Source organism: Mesorhizobium vachelliae, assembly GCF_033977325.1.
GTDB lineage: Bacteria > Pseudomonadota > Alphaproteobacteria > Rhizobiales > Rhizobiaceae > Mesorhizobium > Mesorhizobium vachelliae.
On the sequence record NZ_JAVIIR010000019.1, the window covers coordinates 34,051 to 57,682 of the forward strand.

Consider the following 23,632-nt stretch of genomic DNA (forward strand, 5'->3'; position numbering starts at 1 on the left):
GCAGCCGAACCTAGGGCGCTGACGCGCCAAGCGCTGAGAGCCTCATGGACCGTCCGTAGCTGTCAGGCGCAAGGCGGAAGGTCAGCACCGTCACGATGGCGATACAGGCCAGATGCAGCAGCCAGCCGGCGCGAAAACCGCCGGTCATGTCGTGCAGCACCGCGACGATCCAGGGCGGTATCGCGGCGACGAGAAAGCCGCCGCCTTGCATCATGGCCGAGAGCGCGCCGGCCTCCGCCGGATCCGGCAGATGTTCGAGCGCGACGATCATGGTGAGCGAGAAGGAACCGCCGAGCCCCGCTCCCAGCAACAGCGCGAGGACGAAGGGCGCGGTCCCGGGCTGCAGGATCAACCCTGCAAAACCAACCGCCTGCATGGCCAAGGTCAGCCAGAGCCATGGCCGGCGATCCACGCTTTTGCCGGCAAGGGCTGGCAGCAGCAGGGCCGAAAACGCCTGTCCGACGGCCATGACCGCCAGCAGGCCGCCGCTGGAAGCGGCCGTCCAGCCTTGCTCCTGATAATAAGGCGCAAGCCATGCCACCGAGGTCGAGTAGCCGCCATTGACGAGGCCGAAACAGGCCATCAGCAGCCAGGTGCGCGGCCGCCTGAGGAAATTCGCCGTCGCGTTCCTGCCTTGCGGGCGGGCGGCGTCTCGCGGCAAGCAGGCCAAGGCGAGCGCCACCGCGACCAAAGCCGGCAACGCCATCCAGGCGAGCCCGAAATGCCAGTCGCCCGAGGCCGTGGCGATCAGCGGCGCGAGTTGCGCGCCAAGCGCGCCGCCGCCCATCAGCATCGAGGAATAAAGCCCCATGACGAGGCTGACACTGCGAGGGAACTGCCGCTTGATGATGCCTGGAAACACGGCCTGGACAACAGCTGCCCCAAGGCCGAGCAAGGCGGCTGTGCCCACCATATCGAGGCCCGTCGATACGAAGAGGCGCAGGAACGATGCGACGGCGAGAATGGCGAGCGCCGCGATGACCGCCCGGCTGGCGCCGATACGCGCCTGCACGAACGGCCCGGCAAAGGCGAAAATCCCCATCAGCAGCATCGGCACCAGCGTCAGCAGCGCGATGCCCTGGGTGCCGAGACCCGTCTCGGCCCGCACGCCCGCCGCCAGCGGGCCGATGCCGGTGATGAACGGCCTGAGGTTGAGCCCGACCAGGGCCACAACGGCAAGCATGAGGAAACGGCTGGAAGCGGCCTCGATACCTTTCTGTCCGCTCATGGCGCCGTCCATTTTTCTCACCTCGCGCCAGCGGCCAGGAGGAGCTTCTCGATCTCCTTGAAGCCTCGGTCACGCGCATGCCGCAGCGGCGTCACGCCATCGCCGTCGGCGAGATCGACGTTGGCCCCGGCCTTGATGAGCAGCGAAACGATCTGCTGATGGCGCTCGCCGCCGTCGCCGAGGATGATCGCCTCGAGCAGCGCGGTCCAACCGAGCTTGTTGACATGGTCGACGTCGACACCGGCTTCGATCAGCGTGCGCACGGTCTCTACATGGCCGCGCTCGGACGCCGGGATGAGCGCGGTGCCGCCATAGCGGTTGATGCTCTTCAGGTCGGCGCCATGCGCGAGAGCCAGCTTCAGGATTTCCAGATGCCCGCGCGCGCCGGCGTAGAGGTAAGGGCTGTCCTCGATATTGTCCTTGGCGTTGACGTCCGCTCCGGCCGCGATCAGCGCCCCGGCTGCGGCAATTCTGTTGTCGTGCGTGGCAACGAGCAGCGGCGTGGCGCCGGTGCCGTCGCGCGCGTCGATCGCGGCGCCTTGCGACAAAAGCCTGCCGATGGCGTCCACGTCATCGGCGGCGGCCGCGGCGTGCAAAGGGGTCGTGCGCATGGTTTCTCCTGACGCGACCGCCGCAACGGACGCGAGCACCAGCAAGGCAAAGGCAAAAAAGAGACGAGGCATTCCTGGCTCCTGCGGCAGCGGCCAACGCATGGCCTTGTCCGCACTTCCAGATAGGTCCGCGCAACGGCATTTAGAAATTAAATATATGCATTCATTGCATTATGGTTTTAAATGATTGCGCACCGATGCACCGAGGAAATGGGAAAGATGCTCGATCCGCGCCTTCTGCGTGCCTTCATCGCGATTGCCGACGCCGGCAGCTTCACGCAGGCGGCGGAGCGGCTCAACATGACGCAGTCGACGATCAGCCAGCAGCTTGCCCGGCTCGAGGACGCGGTCGGCCAGGGCCTTGTCGACCGTGACACAAGGCCGATCCGGCCGACGGCCGCGGGCGAGCGCCTGCTCGGCTACGCGCGGCGCATCCTTGCCCTGCAGCACGAAGCGGAAACGGCGCTTGGCGATCCGGCCGGCACCTCGCCCGTGCGGATCGGCGTGCCCGAGGATATCGTCAATTCGCAGATGGCGGACGTGTTCGGCGGTTTCGCCAGGGACAACCGCGCGGCGCGGTTGGATGTCACCGCCGGCTTGAGCCGCGACCTGACGCGGCGCTACCGCGCCGGCGAGTTCGACATCGTGGTGGTCAAGGAAGCCGCAGCCGAGCCCGACTGCCGGGCGAGCTTTCCCGAACCCATGGCGTGGTTCGAAAGCGCGAACCGGCAATCCGATTGGCCCGACCCCATCCCGCTGGTCGCCTTTCCGCCCGGCGGGCTCTATCGCGAGGCCATGTTCGAGCGGATCGAACGCGAACAACGCCGCTGGTACATCGCCTTCTCCGGCAGCAGCCTGCGCAACGTGCTGGTCGGCGTGGAGGCTGGGCTCGGCCTGTCGTTGCTGCCCAAAAGCACGGTGGCCGGGCGGCATGTCCAGCCTTATGCGGCGTTCGGCGCCGAGCCCTCGATGGCGGTCTCGCTCTATGCCTGGGAAAAGACCGGGCCGGTCGCGGAGCTGGCTGAACGGATGACCGCGGTTCTCGCCGCCAGGCAGCAAGCCGCCGGCCGATCATAGGCCCCGCCCTGGCCTCGCTCTGGCTGGCATGCGCAACGCACAGACCTCGCCCGCATAGAATGCCGCTTTGGTGTCACCCCGCATTTCAGCTCAATTCTTTTTCGTCGGGGACCGCGCTTTCGAAATACCGTTCCTGTCTAATTCTATAATCTTAGTGGACTTTAATTCACGGCCCTCTGGTTGGCTGCAATCGAGGCTCCGCCCCCTGTTCAAAGGATTAAAGCCCATGCGAAAATTGATTTCCGCCGCCCTTTTCGGGCTTGCCCTGGCCTCCGTCCACACCGCGGCGGACGCGGCCGACGGCAAGAAGGTCGTCATAGCGTACCAGACCGGCGCCAACCCCTATAATCTCGGCATCGCCAATGGCGACCTTGCCAAGAAGACCGGCTGGAACATCGAATTCCGCCGCTTCAATTCCGGCGCCGACATTTTCGCAGCCATCGCATCCGGCGACGTCCAGATCGGCGATGTCGGATCAAGCCCGTTCTCGGCGGCGGTCAGCAAGGGCATCGACGTGAAGGCGTTCTACGTCTCGTCGGTCTCTCGTGACGGCGAGGCCCTGGTGGTGCGGCCCGAAATCAAGTCGCCGGCGGATTTGCGCGGCAAGAAGCTCGCCGCTGCCCCGGTCTCGACCGACCACTACCAGCTTCTGGCCGTGCTCAAGCAGGAAGGCATTTCCGAAAAGGAAACCCAGGTCATAGCCATTCCACAGCCCGAGATCGTCGCGGCCTGGAAGCGCGGCGACATTGACGGCGGCTTCGTCTGGGATCCGGCTCTTTCGGAGCTCAAGAAGAACGGCAAGGTTCTGCTCACGGCAGGCCAGGTCGCCGATCGCGGCGCGCCGACCTTCAGCGCGCTGGTCGTCACGGGCGCGTTCGCCAAGGCCAATCCGGAGTTCCTCGGCCAGTATACGCGGCTGATCGACGGCTATAACCAGGCTTATCTGAGCAACCCGGCCGCCTGGGGCCCGGAGTCAGAGAACGCCAAGCTGATTGCAAAATTGCAAGGCGGCACGCCCGCCGAGAATTCGGAGCAGTTGAAGACGACGGTCGTTCCGCCGCTCGACGAACAGGTCTCCAGCAAATGGCTGGGCGGCGGAGAGAAGAGCGCAGTCGCGAAAATCCTCAAGGACACCGCCGGCTTCCTGAAGGATCAGCACAAGATCACCTCGGTCAAGGACAGCTACGCGGCTTTCGCCGATCCGCAATATGCGGAAGTGGCCAAGGCCTCGAACTAGCAACCCTTGAAGAAAGCGCGGTCCGGCTGGCGCGCCAGCCGGACCGCCTGGAGGTCACCATGCTTCGAATCCGCGATGCCAGCGTCACCTTTCCGGCTTCCGATGGCCAGGACGTGCATGCGCTCGATCACGTCACGCTCGATATCGCTCCCGCTTCGATCGTTGTCGCGGTCGGTGCTTCCGGGTGCGGCAAGTCGACATTGCTGAACGCGATCGCCGGCTTCCTGCCGCTCTCCGAAGGCACGATCACGCTGGACGGACGGGAAATCGTGGCGCCCGGCGGCGATCGTGGCGTCGTGTTCCAGAAAGATACCCTGCTGCCATGGGCCAGCGTGCTGGACAACGTTGCGCTCGGCCTGAAATACCGAGGCGTGTCGCGCACCGAACGTCGCGAGCGGTCGAGGCACCTGTTGGAACTGGTCGGGCTCGCCGATTTCGCGGAAAAGCCACCCTATGAATTGTCGGGCGGCATGCGCCAGCGCGTCGGCATCGCCCGGGCGCTGGCCACCGACCCAAAGATCCTTTTGATGGACGAGCCGTTCGGCGCCCTCGACAGCCTGACGCGCGAGACCATGCAGCAGCTTCTGGCCTCGGTCTGGGCCAAGACCGGCAAGCAGATCCTGTTCATCACCCATTCGATCGAGGAAGCCCTCACGCTCGGCACGACCATCGTTGTGATGTCACCCCGACCGGGCCGCATCGTTGCGCGGTTCGACGCCGACTTCGTTCGCGATTTCGCGGAAAACGGCGACATCGGACCGATCCAGTCCGACCCGCGTTTCATCGAACTGCGACAGGAAATCCGCTCGCTCATCCATCAGCCGGAAGCCGCCCATACAGGAACCTTGCAATGACGCTTGCCGCCAATTCCGGAACCTCGTTCCCGCCCGCGACAACTGAACGAAAGCCGTCGTTCCGGTCGCGCCGGCCCGCATCGACAAAGACGCTCGGCATCAGCCTGGTCACGCTGGCCGCGCTGGTTGCCTTGTGGTTCCTGGCTGCGCAATTCGGCTGGGCGTCGCCGCTGTTCCTGCCGTCGCCGGCCGATGTGCTGACCCAGTTCAGCGTCGTCGCGGCCGACGGCTATGCCAACGGCACGCTGCTCGACCACACGCTGGCAAGCCTCGGCCGCATTGCCGCGGCACTCGGCGTGGGCATCTTCGTGGGCATTCCGCTTGGCCTGCTGATGGGGCTCAATCGCTGGGTCAGAGGCATCTTCAGCGTGCCGATCGATCTCTACTGGGGTTTGCCACCGCTGGCCTATCTCCCCCTGCTCATCATATGGCTCGGCATCGGCGAGACCTCCAAGATCGTCCTCCTGTCGCTATCGACCTTTGCCCCGATCTGCTTCGCCGCTCAGGCGGGTGTCCGATCGGTGCCCGTGGAGCGCATCAATGCCGCCCTGTCCCTCGGGGCGAGCCGGTTGCAACTGTTCACCAGCATCATCCTGCCATCCGCCTTGCCGGAAATCCTGACTGGCCTGAAGATCGCCATCGGCGCCGGATTGTCGACGCTGGTCGCGGCCGAGCTGATCGCAGCCCAATCCGGGCTCGGCTACATGATCATGTCCGCGGCCAACTTCCTCGCGACCGACGTCGTGTTCGTCGGCCTCATCGTCATCGCCATCCTCGCCTTCGCCTTCACCAGCGGCATGCGCTGGCTGGAACACCGCCTCATCCCCTGGAAAGGCAAGCTCTGAGGCCTGCTCCCACGGATTCCGCAATCGCTGAAGGAGACAATCCGATGTCCGGCAACAACGCACGTCCACTCGATCTCTACTGGTATCTTCCGACCCATGGCGACGGCCCCTATCTCGGCACAGACGAGCGTCACCGGCCGGCAACCTTCGGCTATCTCAAGGAGATCGCGCAAGCCGCCGACCGGCTTGGCTTCAAGGGCGTGCTCTTGCCCACCGGAACACGGTGCGAGGACGCCTGGATCGTGGCCGCCGGGCTGATCCCGCTTACCGAACGGCTGAAGTTCCTCGTGGCGCTGCGGCCGGGCAGCGGGACGCCGGCGCTATTCGCGCGCCATGCCGCCACGCTGGACCGCATCTCCGGCGGCCGGGTGCTGCTCAACGTCGTCACCGGCGCCGATCCAGCCGACCTCGCCGGCGACGGCAACAAGCTCGCTCACGACGAGCGCTATGCGCAGACGGACGAGTTCCTGACCATCTGGCGGCGCATCCTGTCAGGCGAGCCGGCGGATTTCGAGGGCAAGTACCTTTCGGCGCATGGCACCGACATCTCCTTCCCGCCCATCCAGCAACCGCATCCCCCGCTCTGGTTCGGAGGTTCTTCCGATGCCGGCATCGCGATCGCCGCCAAGCATGTGGACGCCTATCTGAGCTGGGGCGAACCGGTGGACCAGCTTGCCGAAAAGATCGGACGCGTGAAAAAAGCGGCGGCGGCGCAAGGCCGCACGATCCGCTTCGGCCTGCGCATTCATCTGATCGTGCGCGAAACCGAGGACGAGGCCTGGGCCGCCGCCGACCGGCTGATCAGCCACGTGACCGACGAGCTGATCGCCGAGGCCCAGAACGGCTTCGTCAACATCTCGGAATCGGTAGGGCAAAAGCGCATGTCGGCGCTGCATCAGGGCCGGCGGGACAGACTGGTCATCGGTCCGAATCTGTGGGCCGGTCCCGGGCTGGTGCGCGGCGGCGCCGGAACCGCGCTCGTCGGCAATCCCGACAATGTCGCGGCGCGAATCCGCGAGTATCAGGAGATCGGCATCGAAACGATCATCGCGTCCGCCTACCCGCATCTCGAAGAGGCTTTCAACGTCGCGGAGCTGCTTTTCCCGAAACTCGGGCTGAGCGGCGAAGCCGCGCCGGCGGAACGCAGTTGGGACGTCGAGTTCGGACGCGGAACACGCCCCAAAGTCGCCGCGTCCGCCTCGTGACATTCTTCATGCGGCAAACCAGGAAAATGGCGTGCGCCGTGGACATTGCAGCGGTCCATCACCGCGCTGGCGCGCATTAGCCGAAATAGCCTTGACCGCGCGCATTGCCTTCCGCACCGGCTCGCACAATAGTCGGGCCGATGTTCGAGGCGATTGCGAGTCACTGGTCGACGCTTATCCTGGTCCTTTCGCTGGCGATGGCGGCGGTGGGCATCGTCCACGCCATCATGACGAAGGAAGACGTGCGCGCGGCTACCGGCTGGGTGGGCGTGATGCTGTTGTCGCCTTTCCTCGGCGCAATTATCTACGCCATCGCCGGGATCAACCGCATCCGCCGCGCGACGATCAGCGCCATGCGGCCGGTCTCGCCGGAGGCCGCCGCCGCAAGGCATGACCGCGACGTCGCGCTCGAAGCTTTGATCAACGCCGAATACGGCCAGCGTTTCACCGGGCTGAAGACGCTTGGCGACAGGGTGGCGCGGCGCCTCCTCACCTCGGGAAACACCATCGCCGTGCTCAAGACCGGCGACGAAGCCTATACGGCAATGTGCCGGGCGATCGACGCCGCGCAGAAAAGCGTGCTTCTGGAAACCTACATCTTCGACAATGACGCGGTGGGCGCGCTTTTCGTCCAGTCGCTCGGCAACGCCGTCAAGCGCGGCGTCACCGTACGCGTGCTGATCGACGCCGTCGGCGTGCGCTACTCGGTGCCCAGCATCCTGAAGCAGCTCAGGGAGGCCGACGTCACCGTCGATCTCTTCAACGGCAACATCGTCATGGGCCTGAGACTTCCCTATGCCAATCTCCGGACCCACAGGAAGATCCTGGTCGTCGACGGCACGGTGGCGTTCACGGGAGGCATGAACATCCGCAAGGGATTCTCGGCGGAATTCGCCGGTTCAGACAGTTCGCGCGACACGCATTTCGTGGTCACCGGACCGGTGGTGGCCGACCTGTTCTCGGTTGCCGCCGAGGACTGGCGCTTCGCCGGCAACGAGACCTTGAAGGACGGACCGTGGCAGGTCGAGCGCGCCGTGCCGCCGCCGGGGCAGCCGATGCTGGTGCGCGCGGTGGCGACCGGGCCGGATGCCTCCAACGAAACCAATCTCAAGCTGCTGATGGGCGCGTTTTCGGTCGCCCGCAAGTCGATCCGCATCATGTCCCCCTATTTCCTGCCGGACCGCGAGTTCATCAGCGCACTGACCACGGCCGGCCGGCGCGGTGTCGAAATCGACATCGTGGTGCCGGCGGTGAACAACCTTTTCCTCGTCGACCATGCGATGACGGCGCAGTTCGACCAGGTTTTGAAGCATTATTGCCGCGTCTGGCGCCATGAAGGCTCGTTCGACCATTCGAAGCTGATGGCGATCGACGGGGTGTGGGCCTATGTCGGCTCCTCCAATCTGGACGCGCGCTCGCTGAGGCTGAATTTCGAGATCGACATGGAAGTCCTGGATGAAAACTTCGCCGCCGAGATCGACGCCCGCATCGGCGCGGCCATCTCCACGGCACAGCCGGTGACGCTGCAGACGCTGAAGGCAAGACCATTCGCAATCCGAGTCTTCGACCGTTTGCTGTGGCTGGGATCGCCCTATCTTTAGCGCAGGAAATCGAGCAGCAGGATCATGGAGATAGACGACATCAAAGGACGCAGCCTACCGGAGACCGTGCTCCTGTCGATCCGCGCCAGAAATGCGCGTAAGGCGAAGGCGACGCCGCGCAAGCGTGTCAATGGCGCCGAGATCGTCGTTGCCTCCTACAATGTCCACAAATGCATCGGCACGGACCGCAGGTTCGACCCCGAAAGGACGGCGCGCGTCATCCGAGAGATCAGCCCCGACGTGATCGCCCTGCAGGAGGCCGATAACCGCTTCGGCGACAGGGCCGGGCTGCTCGACCTTGCCCGCCTGGAACACGATACCGGGCTGGTTCCGGTGCCGGTCATCGGCAACGGCAAGGGCCATGGCTGGCGCGGCAACGTGCTTCTGTTCAAGCGCGGCAGCGTGCGCGACGTCCACCAGATCAAGCTGCCGGGACTGGAGCCGCGGGGCGCGCTGGTGGCCGAGATCGATCTCGACGAGAAACGCAGCCTGCGCGTCATCGCCGCCCATCTCGGCCTGTTGCGCCGCTCGCGGTCCGAGCAGGCCCGCGTCGTGCTCGACATCATGAGCAGCGCCGACGAAAGGCCGACGCTGCTGCTGGGCGACCTCAACGAATGGCGGCTCGGCAACCGCTCGGCGCTGAACACGCTGCACACGACCTTCGGGCCGACGCCGCCGGCGGTGCCCACCTTCCCGTCGGGCCTGCCCGTGCTGGCGCTCGACCGCATCCTGGGCAACCGGCACGACCTTGTTTCAGCGGTCGAGGCGCATGACACGCCGCTGTCGCGCGTTGCCTCCGACCACCTGCCGCTGACGGCCTTTGTGCATTTGTAGCGGCGGCGCGCCTACCCTTCCCTCAGCCAGACCAGCATCTCGCCGGGATCGCGATTGTCCCAGGCAAAGTACGGAATTGCCCTGACTGTCGTCTCCTCTGCCGCCGGCGGCTCTGGTCGATAGAGATTGTGGCCCCAGTTTTCCGTCTCGGCCCTGCTGCCGATGGCTGAGAGGGTGACGATGCCGCCGAGCAGGTTCGGCTCCTTGCGGGCCTCGAGCCTGGCCTCGCGCGGCAAGGCGATCCGGTGCAGCCCGCCGCCATTGTCGGTCTCCTCGACGCAGTAGATGAGCGGACCGCGCGCCAGCGCGACGCGGCCGATGTCCTGGCGCACATTGGGGTTGGCGAAAAGGCGGGCCATCGACATTTCGAGGTCGAGCTCGACCTTGTCGCCCTGACGCCATTCGCGGCGGATCGCGGCATAGCCGTCGACCGTCGCCGCTTCGAGATCGACGAGCTTGCCGTTGACCCGAAGTGCCGCCTTGCGGCACCAGGCGGGCACGCGCAGGTGAAGCGTGAACGTAACCGGCGCCTCCGGCCCGACCTCGATCGCGACCGCGCCGTCCCATGGATAGTTGCTGGTCTGGACAAGGCTCACCTGCCGGCCGGCGATCTCGAAGCGCGCGGTCGAGTCGCCATAGAGGTGCACGGCAAGCGCATCGTCGGCGAGACCGTAGAAGTAGCTGCCGATGGAGGCCACCATGCGGCCGATATTGGGCGGACAGCACGGGCAGCGGTGCCATTTCCAGCGATGATGGCCGCCCCGGCTCTCCAGCGGGTTCTCGTAGAAGAATAGCGAGCCGTCGAGCGACAGGCCCGAGATCGAGCCGTTGTAAAGCGCCCGCTCCATCATGTCGGCGTAACGCGCGTTCGGGCCCATGCCGAGCATGCGGCTCGCCCAGAACACCAGGCCGACCGAGGCGCAGGTCTCGGCATAGGCGGTCTCGTTGGGCAGGTCGTAGTCATTGGTGAAACCCTCATTGTCTTTCGAGGGACCGAGGCCGCCGGTGACGTAGAGGCTCTTCGTCGTCAGATCGTCCCAGAGCCGCTCGAGCGCGACCTTCAGCGTATCGTCGCCATATTCGGTCGCGATGTCGGCCATGCCTGAATAGAGATACATGGCCCTGACCGCGTGGCCGACGACCTTGTCCTGCTCGCGCACCGGTCTGTGCGACTGGTTGTATTCATAGGTCTTGAAGTGGAAATCCTTGGGGTCGGCGCCGCGCGCCATCGCCTCCTCGTCGAAGTAATGCGGCTGCTGGCCACGCTGGTCGATGAAATACTTAGCCAGCTTCATATATCTGTCTTTGCCGGTGGCGCGGGCGAGCCTGACCAGCGCCAGCTCGATCTCCTCATGGCCGCAATAGCCCTTCCGCTTGCCGGGCTCGGGACCAAAGGTGTCGGCGATGTGGTCGGCGTAGCGGCTCATGACGTCGAGCAGCTTGCGTTTTCCCGTCGCCTGAAAGTAAGCGACCGCGCCCTCGATCAGATGGCCGGCGCAATAGAGCTCGTGGCAGTCGCGCAGGTTGGTCCAGCGCAGGCCGGGCTGGATGCGCTGGTACCAGCTGGAGAGATAGCCGTCCTCCTGCTGCAGCTTGCCGTACATGTCGATGACGGCGTCGATCTTCTTCTCGAGATCGGGATTGCGGCGCCGGTAGAGCGAATAGGCGGCGGTCTCGATCGTCTTGCCCCAATCGGAATCCCAGAACATCTGCGTCGTCACGGTGCGCGAGGTGAAACCGTCGCTGACATGGAACGGGATGACGACACCCGGCGACGGCCGGTCCGGGTCGATCTGCTCCAGCATGCGCGCCTCGACGCAGCGGTCATAGAGGATGCCGGCGGTCTTGGCGGCGACCGCGTCGACCCGGTCGCCCCAGAAACCGCGGACATCGACCTGTGGCACTGGCAACGGCCGGAAAGCGAGCTTCGGCCTGGCGGAGGTGCCGGTCTGCGCGGCGGGCTGCGATGCGGTCATGATTTCACTCCATTCGAATTACTTGACGGCCCCGGCCATGAGGCCGCGGATGTAGAAGCGCTGCAGCGCCAGGAACAGGATCAGGCAAGGCACCATCATCACCGTGACTCCGGCCTGCACCGCGCCCCAGTCGATGGCGCCGAAGCGGCCGGACTGAAGCGCGGTCATCATCACCGGCAAGGTGAATTTGGACTGGTCGGTCATCAGCACGAGCGCCGCCAGGAACTCGTTCCAGGCGCCGAGGAAGGCGAAGAGCGCGATGGTGACGACGCCCGGCCAGACCAGCGGCAGCATCACCTTGATCAGCATGGTGACGTTGTTGGCGCCGTCCATGCGCGCCGCCTCCTCGATCTCGCGCGGCACGGCGTCGAAAGCGTTGCGCATCATGAAGATCGAGAAGGGAAGCTGCAGCGTGACATAGACGCAGACCAGCCCGGTCAGTGTGTTGTGCAGGCCGAGCCTAGTCAGCACCAGGAAGATCGGCGTCAGGATCGACTGGAACGGGATCATGATCGTCGACAGGATGAGGACGAAGAAGAAATCCCGGAACGGGAAGCGGAAGCGCGAGAAGCCATAGCCGGCGAGCACGCTGACCAGCACCGAGAGCAGGACCGTCATCACCGAGACGTAGATGCTGTTCTGCGCCGAGACCCAGAGCCCGTCGCCGAAGCTGTTCAGCGTCTCGTAGTTCTCGATCGAGAAGCCGGTGGTCGGCCATGGCGGCAGCGGCGGCTGACGCGCCTCCTGAGCCGGCTTGAAGGTCGACAATACCGTCCACACGATCGGCGCCAGGAACAGCACCGACGCGATCATGCCGGTAGAATGCCTGGCGAGGCTGAAACCGACTTTGCGGTTGCGCGACATCGCCTCGGCCATCAGTCGAGCCCCTCGGGCTTGCGCAGCAGCCAGAGCTGGATGAGGCTCAGCGCCACCAGGATGACCAGCAGCACCATCGAGAGCGCCGCGCCGTAGCCGAGCTTGAACGAGACGAAGGACTGGTTGAAGATCCAGTAGACCGCCGTCAGCGTCTGGTTGCGCGGGCCGCCGCGCAGGATGATGTAGAACTGGTCGAAGGCAAGGATCGATCCGGCGACCGACAGGATCAGCGCCAGCGCCAGCGTGCGGCGCATCAAGGGCAAGGTGATCGCCCGGAACCTTGCGACCGGCCCTGCCCCGTCGATGACCGCCGCCTCCTGCAGGTCCTGCGGGATCGACTGCAGCCCGGTCATCAGGATGATCATGGTGAAGCCGGCGACCTTCCAGACCACCATGGCGATGATCGACCAGAAGGCCGGCTGGAACGTGGCGAGAAGATTGACCTTCCTTGCGGTCAGGCCGAGGCCGTAAGCGGCGGGGCTGAACAGGCCGGAATCGACGTTGAGCAGCCACGACCAGAGCAGGCTCGCCGAGGCGAAGCCGACTACCGCCGGCATGAAGAAAGCGGTGCGGTAGAGATTGGTGAGCGGCCGCGGCCGCTCGATGAAGATCGCCAGCGGAAAGGCGACGGCGAAGATCGCGATGGTGACGATCACCGTGTAGTAGAAGGTGAATTTGAGCGCGTTCCAGAAGCGCGTGTCGCGCAGGATAGCGGCGTAATTGTCGAGGCCGATGAAGGAATGCTCCCCCATCAGCGGCCAGTTGTGGAGCGACATCCACGCCGTCATGCCGAGCGGGATGACGAAGAAGACGACAACGAAAGCGACGGCCGGCAGGACATAAAGGAGACCCACCCACTGCCGCAGGCTGGTGGTGGCGCGGGGTTTGGCGCGGACCGAGGTTGCTGCAATAGCGGTCATGGCCGCTCTTCCGTTGGCGCGGCGTCCCCCTCCCCCTCGAGGGGAGGGTCCGGCCGCAGGCCGGGGGTGGGGTCCTCCGCGACGCGCGCCAACGACAATGAACGTCGAGCACTGCCACAGCGACCCCACCCGGACCTGCGGTCCGACCTCCCCTCAAGGGGGAGGTAAGGCGCCGGCGCTATTGCGATCGAACTCATGCCTGGTCTCCGGGTATGCGCCATATCTCGCTCCCGCTCGGGGAGGGTCCGGCCGCAGGCCGGGGGTGAAGTCCTCCGCGACGCGCCAACGGGGAGATAGCGTTGAGCGCTTCGCGGGCGACCCCACCCGGACCTGCGGTCCGACCTCCCCTCGAGGGGGAGGTTAAGGCAGGCGCCTACTTGTTCGGCGCCTGGTCGATGATCGACTGCATCGTATCCTGCGCATTCTTGATGGCGCCGTCGACGTCGTCGCCGAAGAAGACCTCGTTGATCATCTGCGTCCACGGACCATTGGCGGAGTTGATCAGGTCGTTGAAGACCACCGAATAGGGCGTCTTGCCCTTGGCCATCGCCTCCGCGGCCACCTGGTAGCGCGGGTCGAGGTCCTTCAGCGCGTCCTTGGCGATGTCGTTTCGCACCGGCAGGCTGCCATATTTGGCGAGGATGGTCTGGCCCTCCAGCGAATAGGCGAAGTCCAGGAACTCCTTCACCACGGCGATCTTCTTGGTGCCCTTGGTGACGACGAAATTGTCGCCGCCGGCGAAGGACGACCAGCCGCCATCCTTGCCCGGCAGGAAGGTGATGCCATAGTCGACGTCGGGGTATTGGGTGTTGAGCGCGCCGATGGCGAAGGCGCCGGATGGCGAGATGCCGATCTTGCCGCCGGCGAAGGCGGCGAAGAAATTGGCGCCGGTGTCGGTCTGGGCGCCCTCGGGCACCAGGCCCTTCTTGACCATCGAGCGGTAGAGGTCGATCGCGCCGCGCAGCTGCGGGCTGTCGAGTGTCGCCTTCGAGCCGTCCTCGGACAGGATGTCGCCGCCCGAGGCCCAGATCAGCGGCGTGAAGGTGAAGATGTTGCAGCCGCCGCAATTGCCGGAGAAGTAGAAGCCCTTGATGTCGCCCCCGAGCGCGTTGACCTTCTCGGCGTCGGCCTCGATCTCGGCCCAGTTGGTCGGCCCCTTCTCGGGATCCAGCCCCGCCTGCTTGAACAGCTTCTTGTTCCAGATCAGGACCGAGGCATCGGCCGAGAACGGCAGGCCGTAGATGCGGTCCTTATAGGTGCCGGTCTTCACATGCGCAGGCGAGAGGCTCGAAAAATAGGGCAAGGATTTCGCCCAGTCGGTGATGTCCTCCAACTGGCCGGCGGCGGCGAAGGACGGCGTGTAGATCAGGTCGAGCGAGAGCGCGTCGGGCGCGGTGCCGCCGGCGGCGGCGGCGCCATATTTCGGGATGATCTCGGCATTGGGAATGATGTCGAGCTTGATCTGGTCCTTGTTCGCCTTGTTGAAGGCGTCAACGATGCGCGGCATGAAGTTCGAGCCGTCGGCACGCACCCAGATGTTGGCGGTCTCGGCGGACGCCGCCTGCAGGCCGCCGCCGATGACGGCCGCGGCAAGCGCGAGCTTGGCAAGCATGGTCTTCACGTTACTCCTCCTCATGGTTCTCCTCCCTGTTTCGGCCACGCCGCCCGGCGGACGCGTAGCCTTGTTGCTCATCCTGACTGACGCACCACCAGCCGGCACGGCAGTTTCCTGATGCCCGGCGCGGCCGGTTGGCCGTCGACGAGCGAAAGCAGGGCAAGCCCGGCCTCGCGGCCGAGGCTCGCCAAATTCATGTCGACGGAGGTGAGCGGCGGGCGCGTCGCCTCGGCCACGATCTCCCAATTGTCGAAGCCGATGACGCCGACATCGTCGGGCACGCGGATGCCGCGCTCGCGCAGCGCATCGATGACGCCGCGCGCGATCTGGTCGTTGCCGCAAAAGACAGCGTTCGGCCAGCCTTCCCTGTTCGCCCTGCCGAACAGCTTCGCCACGGCCTCATGCCCCCAGCCTTCCGACCAGGCGCCCAGCAGCGGCTCGCCGACGGCCAGGCCGTTTTCCCTCAGGACGTCCCGGTAGGCCTCGGCCCGCGTGTGCACCACAGCAAAACTCGCCGGCCCGGTGACATGGGCGACGCGCCGGCGCCCGAGCCGCAAAAAGTGTTCCACCGCCAGCCGTGCGCCACCGGCGTCGTCGGAGACCAGGCCGACCGCGCCGGGATCCGGCTGGGTGAAAGCGTAGACGACTGGAATGCGCAGATTGGAGAGATCGACCGGCAAATGGCGGTCGATGCGTTTTCCCGTGGCGACGATGCCGTCGACACGCTTGTCGAGCATGGCTTCGACATGCAGCTGGCCGAGCCTTGGGTCGTCCTCGACATTGCACAGGAACACCGAGACGCCCTTGTCGACCAGCGCATCCGAAACGCCGGCCATCAGCGGCAGCGAGAAGCGGCCGTATGTATCGTTGGTGAGCAGGCCGACGGTGAAGGAGCGCTTGCGCAACAGGCTCTGCGCCAGGCTGTTCGGCCGGAAGCCAAGCAGCCGCGCCGTCTCGCGGATGCGCTCGCGCGTCTCCGCCGTCATGCGCCCCTGCCCGTTCAGCGCCTTGGACGCCGTCGCCACGCTGACGCCGGCGGCCGCCGCCACCTCGCGCAGAGTGACGGGCGGCTTGGCAAAGACAGGCGCTGATTCGGCGTCTGAAACCATTTTCGGCGCAGGACCTCCCAAGTTGAGAAAACCTTTTCTCACAGAAACCTGCTCCATTCGGACCCGGGGGCGGACGTCGAAATAGTGGTTTGGGAAAAGGTTTTCTCAAGGGAAGACTAGACTGAAGCCCAACGTCGCGCAAGGGTCATTTCCCGCGACTGGTCCAGTGTCGGACAAGTGGTCGGACCAGACCCTGCCGCCCTTCCGCAGCTCACCGACCTTTTCTGGGAGCATCGCCGGAATTGCGCCTGCCGTTGCGGTAGTTTGCCTATGGGTGTGGCATTTCTGCCACCACTAATTTCGACAACCCCTGCTAGAAGATCGCCGGGTTTTAACTTGGGGTTATGGGCTATGTTTCTTCGTCTTTCCGCGAAATCCGTTCTGCTGGGCGCTGTTTCGGCCGTCGCTTTGATGTCGGCCGCGCATGCCGCCGACGTCCAGGAGCAGGCGGCTCCCGGCTTCAACTGGAGCGGCGTCTATGTCGGCTTCGGCGTCGGCGCCGGCGCCAATGTGCACAAGCTCAGCAGCGACTTCATCCCGGGTCTTTCGCTGAACGGCATCGGTGGTGAAGGCATCTACGGACAGGCAACCGTCGGCTACGACTACATGGTTTCGCAGCGCTTCCTGCTCGGCGGCCTGATCGACGCGCATGTCGGCACGATCAAGACCTCGCTGGATGTAGGTGCCCTTGGGGGTCTCAGCGCCGACATCAAGGAAACCTACGGTTTTGACGTTGGCGTGCGCGCCGGCTACCTGCTGACGCCGAGCACGCTGGGCTATGTCCTGGGCGGCTATGCCTGGCAGAAGTACAAGCTCGACACCAATGCCGGTTTCGGCATGGATTGGGATCAGGGCGGCTACTTCGTCGGCGCCGGTCTCGAAACCGCCATCAACAACAACTGGACGCTCAAGGGCGAGTACCGCTACACGCGCTTCAGCACGAAGGACGATCTGCTTTCCCAGTTTGGGGCACCGGATGGTACGCTCAATCTGGACACCTCGCGTCATACCTTCGAGGTTGCTGCCAGCTACCGCTTCAATGCCAATGATGGCGGCGCCGCGAGCTTCGAGACGCCTTCCTACAACTGGACTGGCTTCTATGTCGGCGGCGGGCTTGGTGCCGGCGCGGTCGTGCATCAGGTTGAAATTCCGCCGGCTGACGTCAAGTTCAACGGCTTGGGCGGCGAAGGCGTGTTCGGCGAGGCCAGCATCGGCTACGATCAGGACATGGGCAGCTGGGTGGTCGGCGGTCTCGTGGACGCGCGCCTCTCCGGCATCAAATCGAAGCTTGAGCTGGGCGGCCTCCTGGGTGGTGGCGTCGACTCGATCAGCCTCAACGCCGACTATGGCTTCGACGTGCTGGGCCGTATCGGCATGAAGGTCAACGAAGCGACGCTGGCCTATGCGCTCGCCGGCTATAGCTGGCAACACTTCAAGCTTGATGCACCGGCACCGCTCGATGTCGACTGGGGCTCCAGCGGCTTCTCGGTCGGCGCGGGCCTGGAAACGGCCCTGTCGGAAAAGACGACTGTGGGTATCGAATATCGCTACTCGCAGTTCGCCAAGGAAGACTTCTCGGACGTGTTCCCTATCCCGAGCGGGATCGCGAACACGACGCCGTCCTTCCACACCGTGCGGATCGACGCCAAGTACAAGTTCAACTAAGCAAAGGCCTCCAGCCAAAGCAGGAAAGCCCGCCATTCGGCGGGCTTTTCTTTTTTGGGCGCTGAAAATGGGTGACGATCGGAACGCGAGATTCGACCCCGCAACGATGGTACTCGGAAGCTACTGTCTAAAGGCCCGGCTGATCTGATCCTGCAGCGGCTTGACCAGATAAGACATCACCGAGCGATCCTCGGTCTTGATGAAGGATTCCACCGGCATGCCAGGGACCAGCTTGACCTCGCCGAGCCGCGCGACCTCCGCGGCGGTCGTGGTGATGCGCACCGTGTAATAGCTGACGCCCGTGCGTTGGTCGGTGGTGATGTCGGGCGAGGTCCGTTCGACCACGCCGTCGATCTGCGGCGTGGTGCGCTGGTTGAAGGCCGAAAAGCGCAGCGAAGCGGGCTGACCGACCCACAGCTGGTCGATGTCGCTCGGCGCGATCTTGGCTTCCACCGCCAGACTGTCATTGTCGGGCACGACCTGCATGATCGTCTCGCCTGGCTTCACCACGCCGCCGACCGTATAGGCGATCGACTGCTGCACGATACCGTCCTGCGGCGCGCGGATGTCGACCCGCTTCAATTGATCCTCGGCGGCGACCTTGCGCTCCAGAAGCTCGCCCATCTGGCCGTCGACATCGCGCAGGTCCTTGTTCACTTCGGTGCTGAGGTCAAGATCGATCTGGATGATCTGCAGCTTGGTCTCGGCGATCCGCCCCTGCGCCTGAGCCTGGGCCGCGATAAGCTGGCCGCGCTCACCGTCTAGGCGCGTGGCTTCTCGCTCGGTCTGGGTCAGCCGGTCGATCGAGATGAGCTTCTTGGCCCAAAGCGTTCGCACGGAAGCGAGCTCCTTCTGCACAAGCTCTATCTCCTTTCCTTTTGCCTGCGCCTGTGCCGTGTCGCCGACGATCTCCTTCTCCAGTTGGGCGATGCGTTCCAGGAGCTGGCTCTTCTGACCCGCGCGCGATGTACGACGCGTCTCGAAATGCTGTTTTTCGCCAGCCACCGCCTCGGCGACGTCAGGATCTGCAACGCGCTCCAAAAGCTCGTTCGGAAAGATAATGGCGTCGCTGCCGCGGCGTTCCGAATCGAGGCGCGCCTTGCGCGCGGCGAGCTGGTCGAGCGCTTTGCTCACCACGCCAAGGTTTGCCGCCGGCACGGTGCGGTCGAGGCGGAGCAAAAGGTCGCCGGCTTTCACTCGGTCGCCGTCCCGGGCATCGATCTCCGCAATGATGCCGCCGGTGGAATGCTGCACGTCCTTGACGTGAGAATCGACGACGAGGGTGCCGGGGGCGATGACCGCGCCGGCGATCTCGGTGACCGACGCCCAGCCGCCAACGCCGCCGGCAAGCAAGATTACGATGCCGACGCCAAGCCGCGTATAGAAGCGGATCGAGGCATGGGACGCGCCCGAAGCAGCCATGTCAGCGCCCTCCCTCCGTTCCGTCGCCGAGAGCGCGCGGAGCGTTCTCGGCTGCCACTCGTAACGGCGGGGCGGCAGCCGGCACGGACCGCAGCGTCGGAAACATTTTGGCGAATACCTCGTCTTTCGGGCCGAAGGCGTGGATGCGTCCCTGGTTCATCGCCAGCACGAAATCGACGGCTGTCAGCACGTTGGGCCGATGCGCGACGATCACGACGATGCCGCCACGTTCGCGCACACGCAACATTGCCTTGATGAGGGCCTGCTCGCCGTCCATGTCGAGGTTGGAGTTCGGCTCGTCCAGCACGACGAGGAAAGGATCGCGATAGAGCGCGCGCGCCAACGCGATGCGCTGGCGCTGGCCGGCCGACAGCGCCTCGCCATGGTCGCCGATCTCGGTTTCGTAGCCTTCACGGAACCCGACGATGAGCTCGTGCGCCCCCGCCGCCTTCGCCGCGGCAATGATGGCGCCGGCATCGGCATCGGGTTCGAAACGGGCGATGTTCTCCGCCACCGTCCCGGCAAATAGCTCCACGTCCTGCGGCAGATAGCCGATGTGGCGGCCACGCTCGGCCTGCGACCACTGATCGAGGTCGGCGCCGTCCAGCTTTATCCTGCCTATGGCTGGGAGCCACGCTCCGACAAGCGCGCGCACCAGCGTGGATTTACCCGAGCCGCTCGGCCCGATGATGCCAACGCCGTGACCGGCCTCCATGGCAAAGTTCGCGTCCTGAACCAGCAGCCGCTGGTTACCCGGCGCAGCGACCCCAACGTTGTGCGCGCTGACATTCGTGGTCGGCGGCGGCAGCAGCATCGGCGCGGTTTCAGCAGGCAACGCCGCCAGCACGCGGTTCAGCCGCTGCCAGCCCTGGCGAGCGGTGACGAAGCCTTTCCAATTGGCGATCGCAAGATCGACCGGGGCCAGCGCGCGGCCGCTGAGGATGGAGGCGGTGATGATGATACCCGCCGTCGCCTGCCCCTCGATGACCAGCCAGGCGCCAAGGCCGAGCATCGACGACTGCAGCAGCATGCGCAGCACCCTCGACACCGCGCCGAAACCAGCTGCGACGTCGCTCACCTTGCGTTGCTCGGCGATGTAATCGAGGTTGGCATCTTCCCACAGCGCGGTAAGACCACCGGCCATGCCCATGGCGGCAACAACTTCCGCATTGCGATTGGCAGCGCTGATCAGCCCGTTGCGGCGGATGCCGCTCGAGGTTCCCGATGACACCGGCTTGCGCGTCAGCCGTTCGGCCATGATCGTGAGCGCGACGAGCACCATCGCGCCGACGAGCGCCGTCACGCCAAGCAGCCAGTGGAACATGAAGATGATGAACAAATAGAGCGGCAGCCAGGGCAGGTCGAAAAGTGCCGTTGGCCCGCTGCCCGACAGGAAGACGCGGATGCTGTCCAGGTCGCGCATCGGCTGCAAGCTGTCGCCGTCGCGGCCCGTCTTAAGCGGTAGGCGCAAAATCGATTGATAGACGCGGCCGCCGAGCGCTTCGTCAAGCGCGCCGCCGATGCGGACCAATACGCGTCCGCGCACGAATTCGAGCACACCCTGCCCGCTGTAGAGGACGAGGAGCAGGACCGAGAGGCCGATGAGCGTCGGCACGCTGCGGCTCGGCAGCACGCGGTCGTAGACCTCGAGCATATAGAGCGAGCCGGCGAGCATCAGGACGTTGAGCACGCCGCTGAACAACCCGACCGCAAGAAAGGCGGAGCGGCAGGCGCGAAGGGCTTCGGCAAGCTCCGAGCCTTGCGGGCGCTTGGCAGGTTTTCCGGCCGACCGGACGGACGCGGCAACTTTCGCAGCCGCGTCGCGCCCACCGAAATCGGCCGGACGTGCGCGAAATAAGATCAGGCCGCCGAAGCCGGCGATCGCTGTTGCGCCAAACACCGCGCCCCTTGAGAGCGACCAGCTCGCAAGAATCGCCACGCCGAGGATGAGGAGGGCGAGGCCTGCCAGCCTGGCTCTCGCCCGCCCTGCGCCGAAGATGCCGGTTGTTGCCATGCCGGTTTCGCTAAGGCCGATTACACCACAACGCTCAGCTGATGCCCGTCAGGCCTCCCACCTCGTGCAACGTCACCCAGAACTGGTCGAGCGTGTTCGGGTGCTCGTTGACGATGTTGCTGCCGTCGAACCAGGCGACATGGCCGCCAGGGCCGGAGGTCACTAACTGGCCCTGGTTAAAATACATCAGCGCGTTCTTCAGGCCTTCGCCGTCGGCTTCCTTGCCTCCGTTCCAGTCCGTGATGCCTGTGCTGGCATCGGTAACGTCGACATATTTCGTCCAAGCCGTGGAGCTCGTTTTCACAGCGCTGCCCGCCAGCGCCGAGCCGTTCTGGTCGACTATGCCGTCGTTGTTGGTATCGACATTGACGCCGAGACCGGCCCAAGCGCCCTGTCCCTTCAGCCACATCACTGCTTCGTCGATGAGGTTGTTGGGCTGGGCGACGCCATTGTTGATGTTGAGCTGCGTGGCGATCGCCTGCTGCAGCATGATCAGGCGGGCGTCGCCGCCAGCCGAAGCGGATTCGATGGATTTCGCTAGGTTTATCGAGATCAGCAGATCGTGTTGGTCATCAGCGACGCCGTTGGCGTTGGTGTCACCAAGCAGCAGGTAGCCGTCAGTGCGCGGGTTGACATCCACGCTAGACAAAACGCCACTGGCGACGGCGCTCTTGGTCGGATTGCCCTCGTTGTTGGCGATATTGTCCCAGGCGTCGGTATGGCTGCCCCAAAAACCCTGCGTCAACGCCTTGTTGGAGAAGCCCTCATAGTCGCTGCTGTCAGTGGCGCTCGGCGTGCGCGGATGACCAGCCGTATCGGTATACGCGTCGGTCGTGGCAGTGGCATTGTTCACATAGTTGCCTAGTTGCGCCGTGCCCGTGGCCTGGTAATGCCACGTCTCGCCAGGGTCGAGCAGGCCGTTTCCGTTGGTGTCGCCCGTGTTGAACCCGCCACTGGTGATGGCCGTCGCATTGAAGTCGTCGCCAGTATTGCCGGAAGTGCCGTTGTCATCCTTCACGACCACGTTGGCCAAGGCAACATTGCCGTCATTGGTGACATCGTAGGTCCAGGTGACTGCCTGACCCTGGAAGATGTTGAGGCCGTGGTCGACGCCATTCGTCTTCTTGTCGAGCGTGATATGGGGATCGGCGCCGAAGTAGCTGGAGGCGTCAGTCTCCGTATCGGTCCTGGTGTGGCTAGCGTCGTCAGTGAATGAACCCGAGGCCGACCCGATGTTGCTGTAGGAGTCCTTGCCTGCCACACCACTGGCCGTGTAGATCCAAGTCTCGCCGACATCGAGCTGGCCGTCGTTGTTGGTGTCGCCGATGTTGTGGACATTGTCGGCCCCAAACACAGCTACCGGCGTCACGCTGGAATCGCTGTCGGTCACCGTCACACCCGACAGGGCGACATTGCCCGCATTGGTGACGGTGTACTCCCAAGAGATTGCCTCACCCGACAGGATATTGAGGCCGTCGCCCTTGATCCCGTCGTCCACCGTCACCTTGTTGATGGCGATCTCGGGATCGGCGCCAAAATAACTGGAGCCATCAGAGTCGGTGACCGTGGTGCCGTTTGCCGATGCGGAGACCGAACCGATATTGGAATAGTCGCCTTTGATCGCCTGGCCGGAACCGGTGAACTTCCAGACTTCGCCGACGTCAAGCAGCCCGTTATTATTGACGTCGCCGATATTGTGAGAGGCGTCGACACCGAGCACGGCGGAAACCGCTACGCCCTTATCGTCGGTGACGACGACATTCGACAAAGCGACATTGCCGGTGTTGGTCACCGTGTACTGCCAGGAAATCGCGTCGTTGACCAGCACGGTCAGGCCGTCGCCCGATGCGGAGCCGTCCACCGTCACTTTGTCGATAGCGATCGCGGGTTGATCCTCAACACCACTGGAGGTCGTGATTGTGCGCCATTCCTCGAAGCCGCCGTTCGCCCCCGAAAAGCTCGAAAAGAGCGTCACGTAGGAGTCCGCCGTCACCCCCTTGGATTCGAAAAGGCTAACGGGAATGAGAACCCGATAATCGTCCGTACCAGATCCGTGATTGGAGTCTATGAGGAGCTGGGGGTCGGAAAGATCGAAGACGGTCGTGAACCCAGCAAATCCATCATTGTAATCGGCAAGGGTAGCGTCAGCACTTGAAATATAGATCTTCAAACCAGTCAGCGTGATATCAGCGTTAGTAGCGTTGTTGCTTTCGTTGAGATCGAGCCGAAACTCGACGTAATCGGTTCCATCGACATTGATTGACTGAATGTTGCCATATTGCAGGCTGTGCGTGAACGACGACTTGTCGTCGAGAACATTTCCGTTCTGATCCGTATTGAATCCTTCCTCGATACCTGTCGCCTGCAGACGCAGGAAGGAATCATAGTTGCCCGTGCCCGAGCCAATGGTGGTTGCATCAAGAAGAACGCCGAAACCTATATCGAGACTCATGTCCATCCTCCGCGGGCGCATGCGCGCCCCTTTTGGCCGCCCAGGGCGGCGAACTACCCCATGCCAAAGGCGCCGAGATCGGTGCCCGAAT

At 64.4% G+C, this 23,632-nt stretch carries 18 protein-coding genes; 8 read left to right on the top strand and 10 right to left on the bottom strand.

Annotated elements, in window-relative coordinates; genetic code table 11:
• Positions 1–10: 10 nt before the first annotated feature.
• Together RFM41_RS29595 and RFM41_RS29600 are read right to left on the bottom strand one after the other, a co-directional pair.
• The gene (locus RFM41_RS29595) at positions 11–1,228 is read right to left on the bottom strand and encodes a cyanate transporter (RefSeq protein WP_320252813.1); all 1,218 of its coding nucleotides are present in this window, start codon (positions 1,226–1,228) and stop codon (positions 11–13) included.
• A gap of 17 nt (positions 1,229–1,245) precedes the next feature.
• Positions 1,246–1,911, bottom strand: coding sequence for an ankyrin repeat domain-containing protein (locus tag RFM41_RS29600; protein ID WP_430691572.1), 666 nt, complete (start codon positions 1,909–1,911; stop codon positions 1,246–1,248).
• Positions 1,912–2,058: 147 nt separating this feature from the next.
• On the opposite strand from RFM41_RS29600, the gene RFM41_RS29605 reads away from it, so the two are divergent.
• From RFM41_RS29605 to RFM41_RS29635, 7 genes are all read left to right on the top strand, one after another.
• Complete coding sequence (locus RFM41_RS29605; protein ID WP_320252814.1) at positions 2,059–2,916, top strand: LysR family transcriptional regulator; 858 nt, start codon at positions 2,059–2,061, stop codon at positions 2,914–2,916.
• Positions 2,917–3,142: 226 nt separating this feature from the next.
• The gene (gene tauA, locus RFM41_RS29610) at positions 3,143–4,153 is read left to right on the top strand and encodes a taurine ABC transporter substrate-binding protein (RefSeq protein ID WP_320252815.1); all 1,011 of its coding nucleotides are present in this window, start codon (positions 3,143–3,145) and stop codon (positions 4,151–4,153) included.
• A gap of 59 nt (positions 4,154–4,212) precedes the next feature.
• Positions 4,213–5,007 carry a taurine ABC transporter ATP-binding protein gene (locus RFM41_RS29615; protein ID WP_320252816.1) on the top strand — a complete coding sequence of 265 codons (795 nt, stop codon included), beginning with the start codon at positions 4,213–4,215 and terminating at the stop codon, positions 5,005–5,007.
• On the top strand, positions 5,004–5,852 hold the full coding sequence (locus RFM41_RS29620; protein ID WP_320252817.1) for an ABC transporter permease subunit: 849 nt from the start codon (positions 5,004–5,006) through the stop codon (positions 5,850–5,852). The genes RFM41_RS29615 and RFM41_RS29620 overlap by 4 nt, the downstream gene beginning before the upstream one ends.
• A gap of 44 nt (positions 5,853–5,896) precedes the next feature.
• On the top strand, positions 5,897–7,057 hold the full coding sequence (ssuD, locus tag RFM41_RS29625; protein ID WP_320252818.1) for an FMNH2-dependent alkanesulfonate monooxygenase: 1,161 nt from the start codon (positions 5,897–5,899) through the stop codon (positions 7,055–7,057).
• A gap of 140 nt (positions 7,058–7,197) precedes the next feature.
• Positions 7,198–8,658, top strand: coding sequence for a phospholipase D-like domain-containing protein (locus tag RFM41_RS29630; RefSeq protein WP_320252819.1), 1,461 nt, complete (start codon positions 7,198–7,200; stop codon positions 8,656–8,658).
• 24 nt (positions 8,659–8,682) lie between these two features.
• Entirely contained in the window at positions 8,683–9,492 is an 810-nt protein-coding gene (locus RFM41_RS29635; protein ID WP_320252820.1) for an endonuclease/exonuclease/phosphatase family protein, read from the top strand.
• Between the two features lie 11 nt (positions 9,493–9,503).
• Here the strand turns inward: RFM41_RS29635 and RFM41_RS29640 are convergent, their stop codons facing one another.
• The 5 genes from RFM41_RS29640 to RFM41_RS29660 form a co-directional block, all read right to left on the bottom strand.
• Positions 9,504–11,468, bottom strand: a complete 1,965-nt coding sequence (locus RFM41_RS29640) for a glycoside hydrolase family 127 protein (protein ID WP_320252821.1) — start codon at positions 11,466–11,468, stop codon at positions 9,504–9,506.
• A gap of 18 nt (positions 11,469–11,486) precedes the next feature.
• Positions 11,487–12,344 carry a carbohydrate ABC transporter permease gene (locus RFM41_RS29645; protein ID WP_320252822.1) on the bottom strand — a complete coding sequence of 286 codons (858 nt, stop codon included), beginning with the start codon at positions 12,342–12,344 and terminating at the stop codon, positions 11,487–11,489.
• Positions 12,344–13,264 (bottom strand): carbohydrate ABC transporter permease, encoded by a 921-nt coding sequence (locus RFM41_RS29650; RefSeq protein ID WP_320252823.1) that lies wholly within the window; start codon positions 13,262–13,264, stop codon positions 12,344–12,346. The genes RFM41_RS29645 and RFM41_RS29650 overlap by 1 nt, the downstream gene beginning before the upstream one ends.
• 373 nt (positions 13,265–13,637) lie before the next feature.
• The gene (locus RFM41_RS29655) at positions 13,638–14,876 is read right to left on the bottom strand and encodes an ABC transporter substrate-binding protein (RefSeq protein WP_430708741.1); all 1,239 of its coding nucleotides are present in this window, start codon (positions 14,874–14,876) and stop codon (positions 13,638–13,640) included.
• 77 nt (positions 14,877–14,953) lie between these two features.
• Positions 14,954–15,988, bottom strand: coding sequence for a LacI family DNA-binding transcriptional regulator (locus tag RFM41_RS29660; protein WP_320252824.1), 1,035 nt, complete (start codon positions 15,986–15,988; stop codon positions 14,954–14,956).
• Between the two features lie 351 nt (positions 15,989–16,339).
• Here RFM41_RS29660 and RFM41_RS29665 point away from each other — a divergent pair, with 351 nt between their 5' ends.
• Positions 16,340–17,653, top strand: coding sequence for an outer membrane protein (locus RFM41_RS29665; protein ID WP_320252825.1), 1,314 nt, complete (start codon positions 16,340–16,342; stop codon positions 17,651–17,653).
• A 120-nt stretch (positions 17,654–17,773) separates the two neighbouring features.
• Here RFM41_RS29665 and RFM41_RS29670 read toward each other — a convergent pair whose 3' ends face one another.
• From RFM41_RS29670 to RFM41_RS29680, 3 genes are all read right to left on the bottom strand, one after another.
• Positions 17,774–19,075, bottom strand: a complete 1,302-nt coding sequence (locus RFM41_RS29670) for an HlyD family type I secretion periplasmic adaptor subunit (RefSeq protein WP_320252826.1) — start codon at positions 19,073–19,075, stop codon at positions 17,774–17,776.
• A gap of 1 nt (position 19,076) precedes the next feature.
• Positions 19,077–20,936 carry a type I secretion system permease/ATPase gene (locus tag RFM41_RS29675; RefSeq protein ID WP_430691575.1) on the bottom strand — a complete coding sequence of 620 codons (1,860 nt, stop codon included), beginning with the start codon at positions 20,934–20,936 and terminating at the stop codon, positions 19,077–19,079.
• 187 nt (positions 20,937–21,123) lie between these two features.
• Complete coding sequence (locus RFM41_RS29680) at positions 21,124–23,541, bottom strand: CLIPPER-2 domain-containing protein (RefSeq protein WP_320252827.1); 2,418 nt, start codon at positions 23,539–23,541, stop codon at positions 21,124–21,126.
• Positions 23,542–23,632 lie beyond the last annotated feature (91 nt).

Bases quoted from the DNA above. Each gene is read 5' to 3' on its own strand.
- RFM41_RS29595 (WP_320252813.1), bottom strand. From the start codon at position 1,228: ATGAGCGGACAGAAAGGTATCGAGGCCGCTTCCAGCCGTTTCCTCATG.
- RFM41_RS29600 (WP_430691572.1), bottom strand. From the start codon at position 1,911: ATGCCTCGTCTCTTTTTTGCCTTTGCCTTGCTGGTGCTCGCGTCCGTT.
- RFM41_RS29605 (WP_320252814.1), top strand. From the start codon at position 2,059: ATGCTCGATCCGCGCCTTCTGCGTGCCTTCATCGCGATTGCCGACGCC.
- tauA (WP_320252815.1), top strand. From the start codon at position 3,143: ATGCGAAAATTGATTTCCGCCGCCCTTTTCGGGCTTGCCCTGGCCTCC.
- RFM41_RS29615 (WP_320252816.1), top strand. From the start codon at position 4,213: ATGCTTCGAATCCGCGATGCCAGCGTCACCTTTCCGGCTTCCGATGGC.
- RFM41_RS29620 (WP_320252817.1), top strand. From the start codon at position 5,004: ATGACGCTTGCCGCCAATTCCGGAACCTCGTTCCCGCCCGCGACAACT.
- ssuD (WP_320252818.1), top strand. From the start codon at position 5,897: ATGTCCGGCAACAACGCACGTCCACTCGATCTCTACTGGTATCTTCCG.
- RFM41_RS29630 (WP_320252819.1), top strand. From the start codon at position 7,198: ATGTTCGAGGCGATTGCGAGTCACTGGTCGACGCTTATCCTGGTCCTT.
- RFM41_RS29635 (WP_320252820.1), top strand. From the start codon at position 8,683: ATGGAGATAGACGACATCAAAGGACGCAGCCTACCGGAGACCGTGCTC.
- RFM41_RS29640 (WP_320252821.1), bottom strand. From the start codon at position 11,468: ATGACCGCATCGCAGCCCGCCGCGCAGACCGGCACCTCCGCCAGGCCG.
- RFM41_RS29645 (WP_320252822.1), bottom strand. From the start codon at position 12,344: ATGGCCGAGGCGATGTCGCGCAACCGCAAAGTCGGTTTCAGCCTCGCC.
- RFM41_RS29650 (WP_320252823.1), bottom strand. From the start codon at position 13,264: ATGACCGCTATTGCAGCAACCTCGGTCCGCGCCAAACCCCGCGCCACC.
- RFM41_RS29655 (WP_430708741.1), bottom strand. From the start codon at position 14,876: ATGCTTGCCAAGCTCGCGCTTGCCGCGGCCGTCATCGGCGGCGGCCTG.
- RFM41_RS29660 (WP_320252824.1), bottom strand. From the start codon at position 15,988: ATGGTTTCAGACGCCGAATCAGCGCCTGTCTTTGCCAAGCCGCCCGTC.
- RFM41_RS29665 (WP_320252825.1), top strand. From the start codon at position 16,340: ATGTTTCTTCGTCTTTCCGCGAAATCCGTTCTGCTGGGCGCTGTTTCG.
- RFM41_RS29670 (WP_320252826.1), bottom strand. From the start codon at position 19,075: ATGGCTGCTTCGGGCGCGTCCCATGCCTCGATCCGCTTCTATACGCGG.
- RFM41_RS29680 (WP_320252827.1), bottom strand. From the start codon at position 23,541: ATGAGTCTCGATATAGGTTTCGGCGTTCTTCTTGATGCAACCACCATT.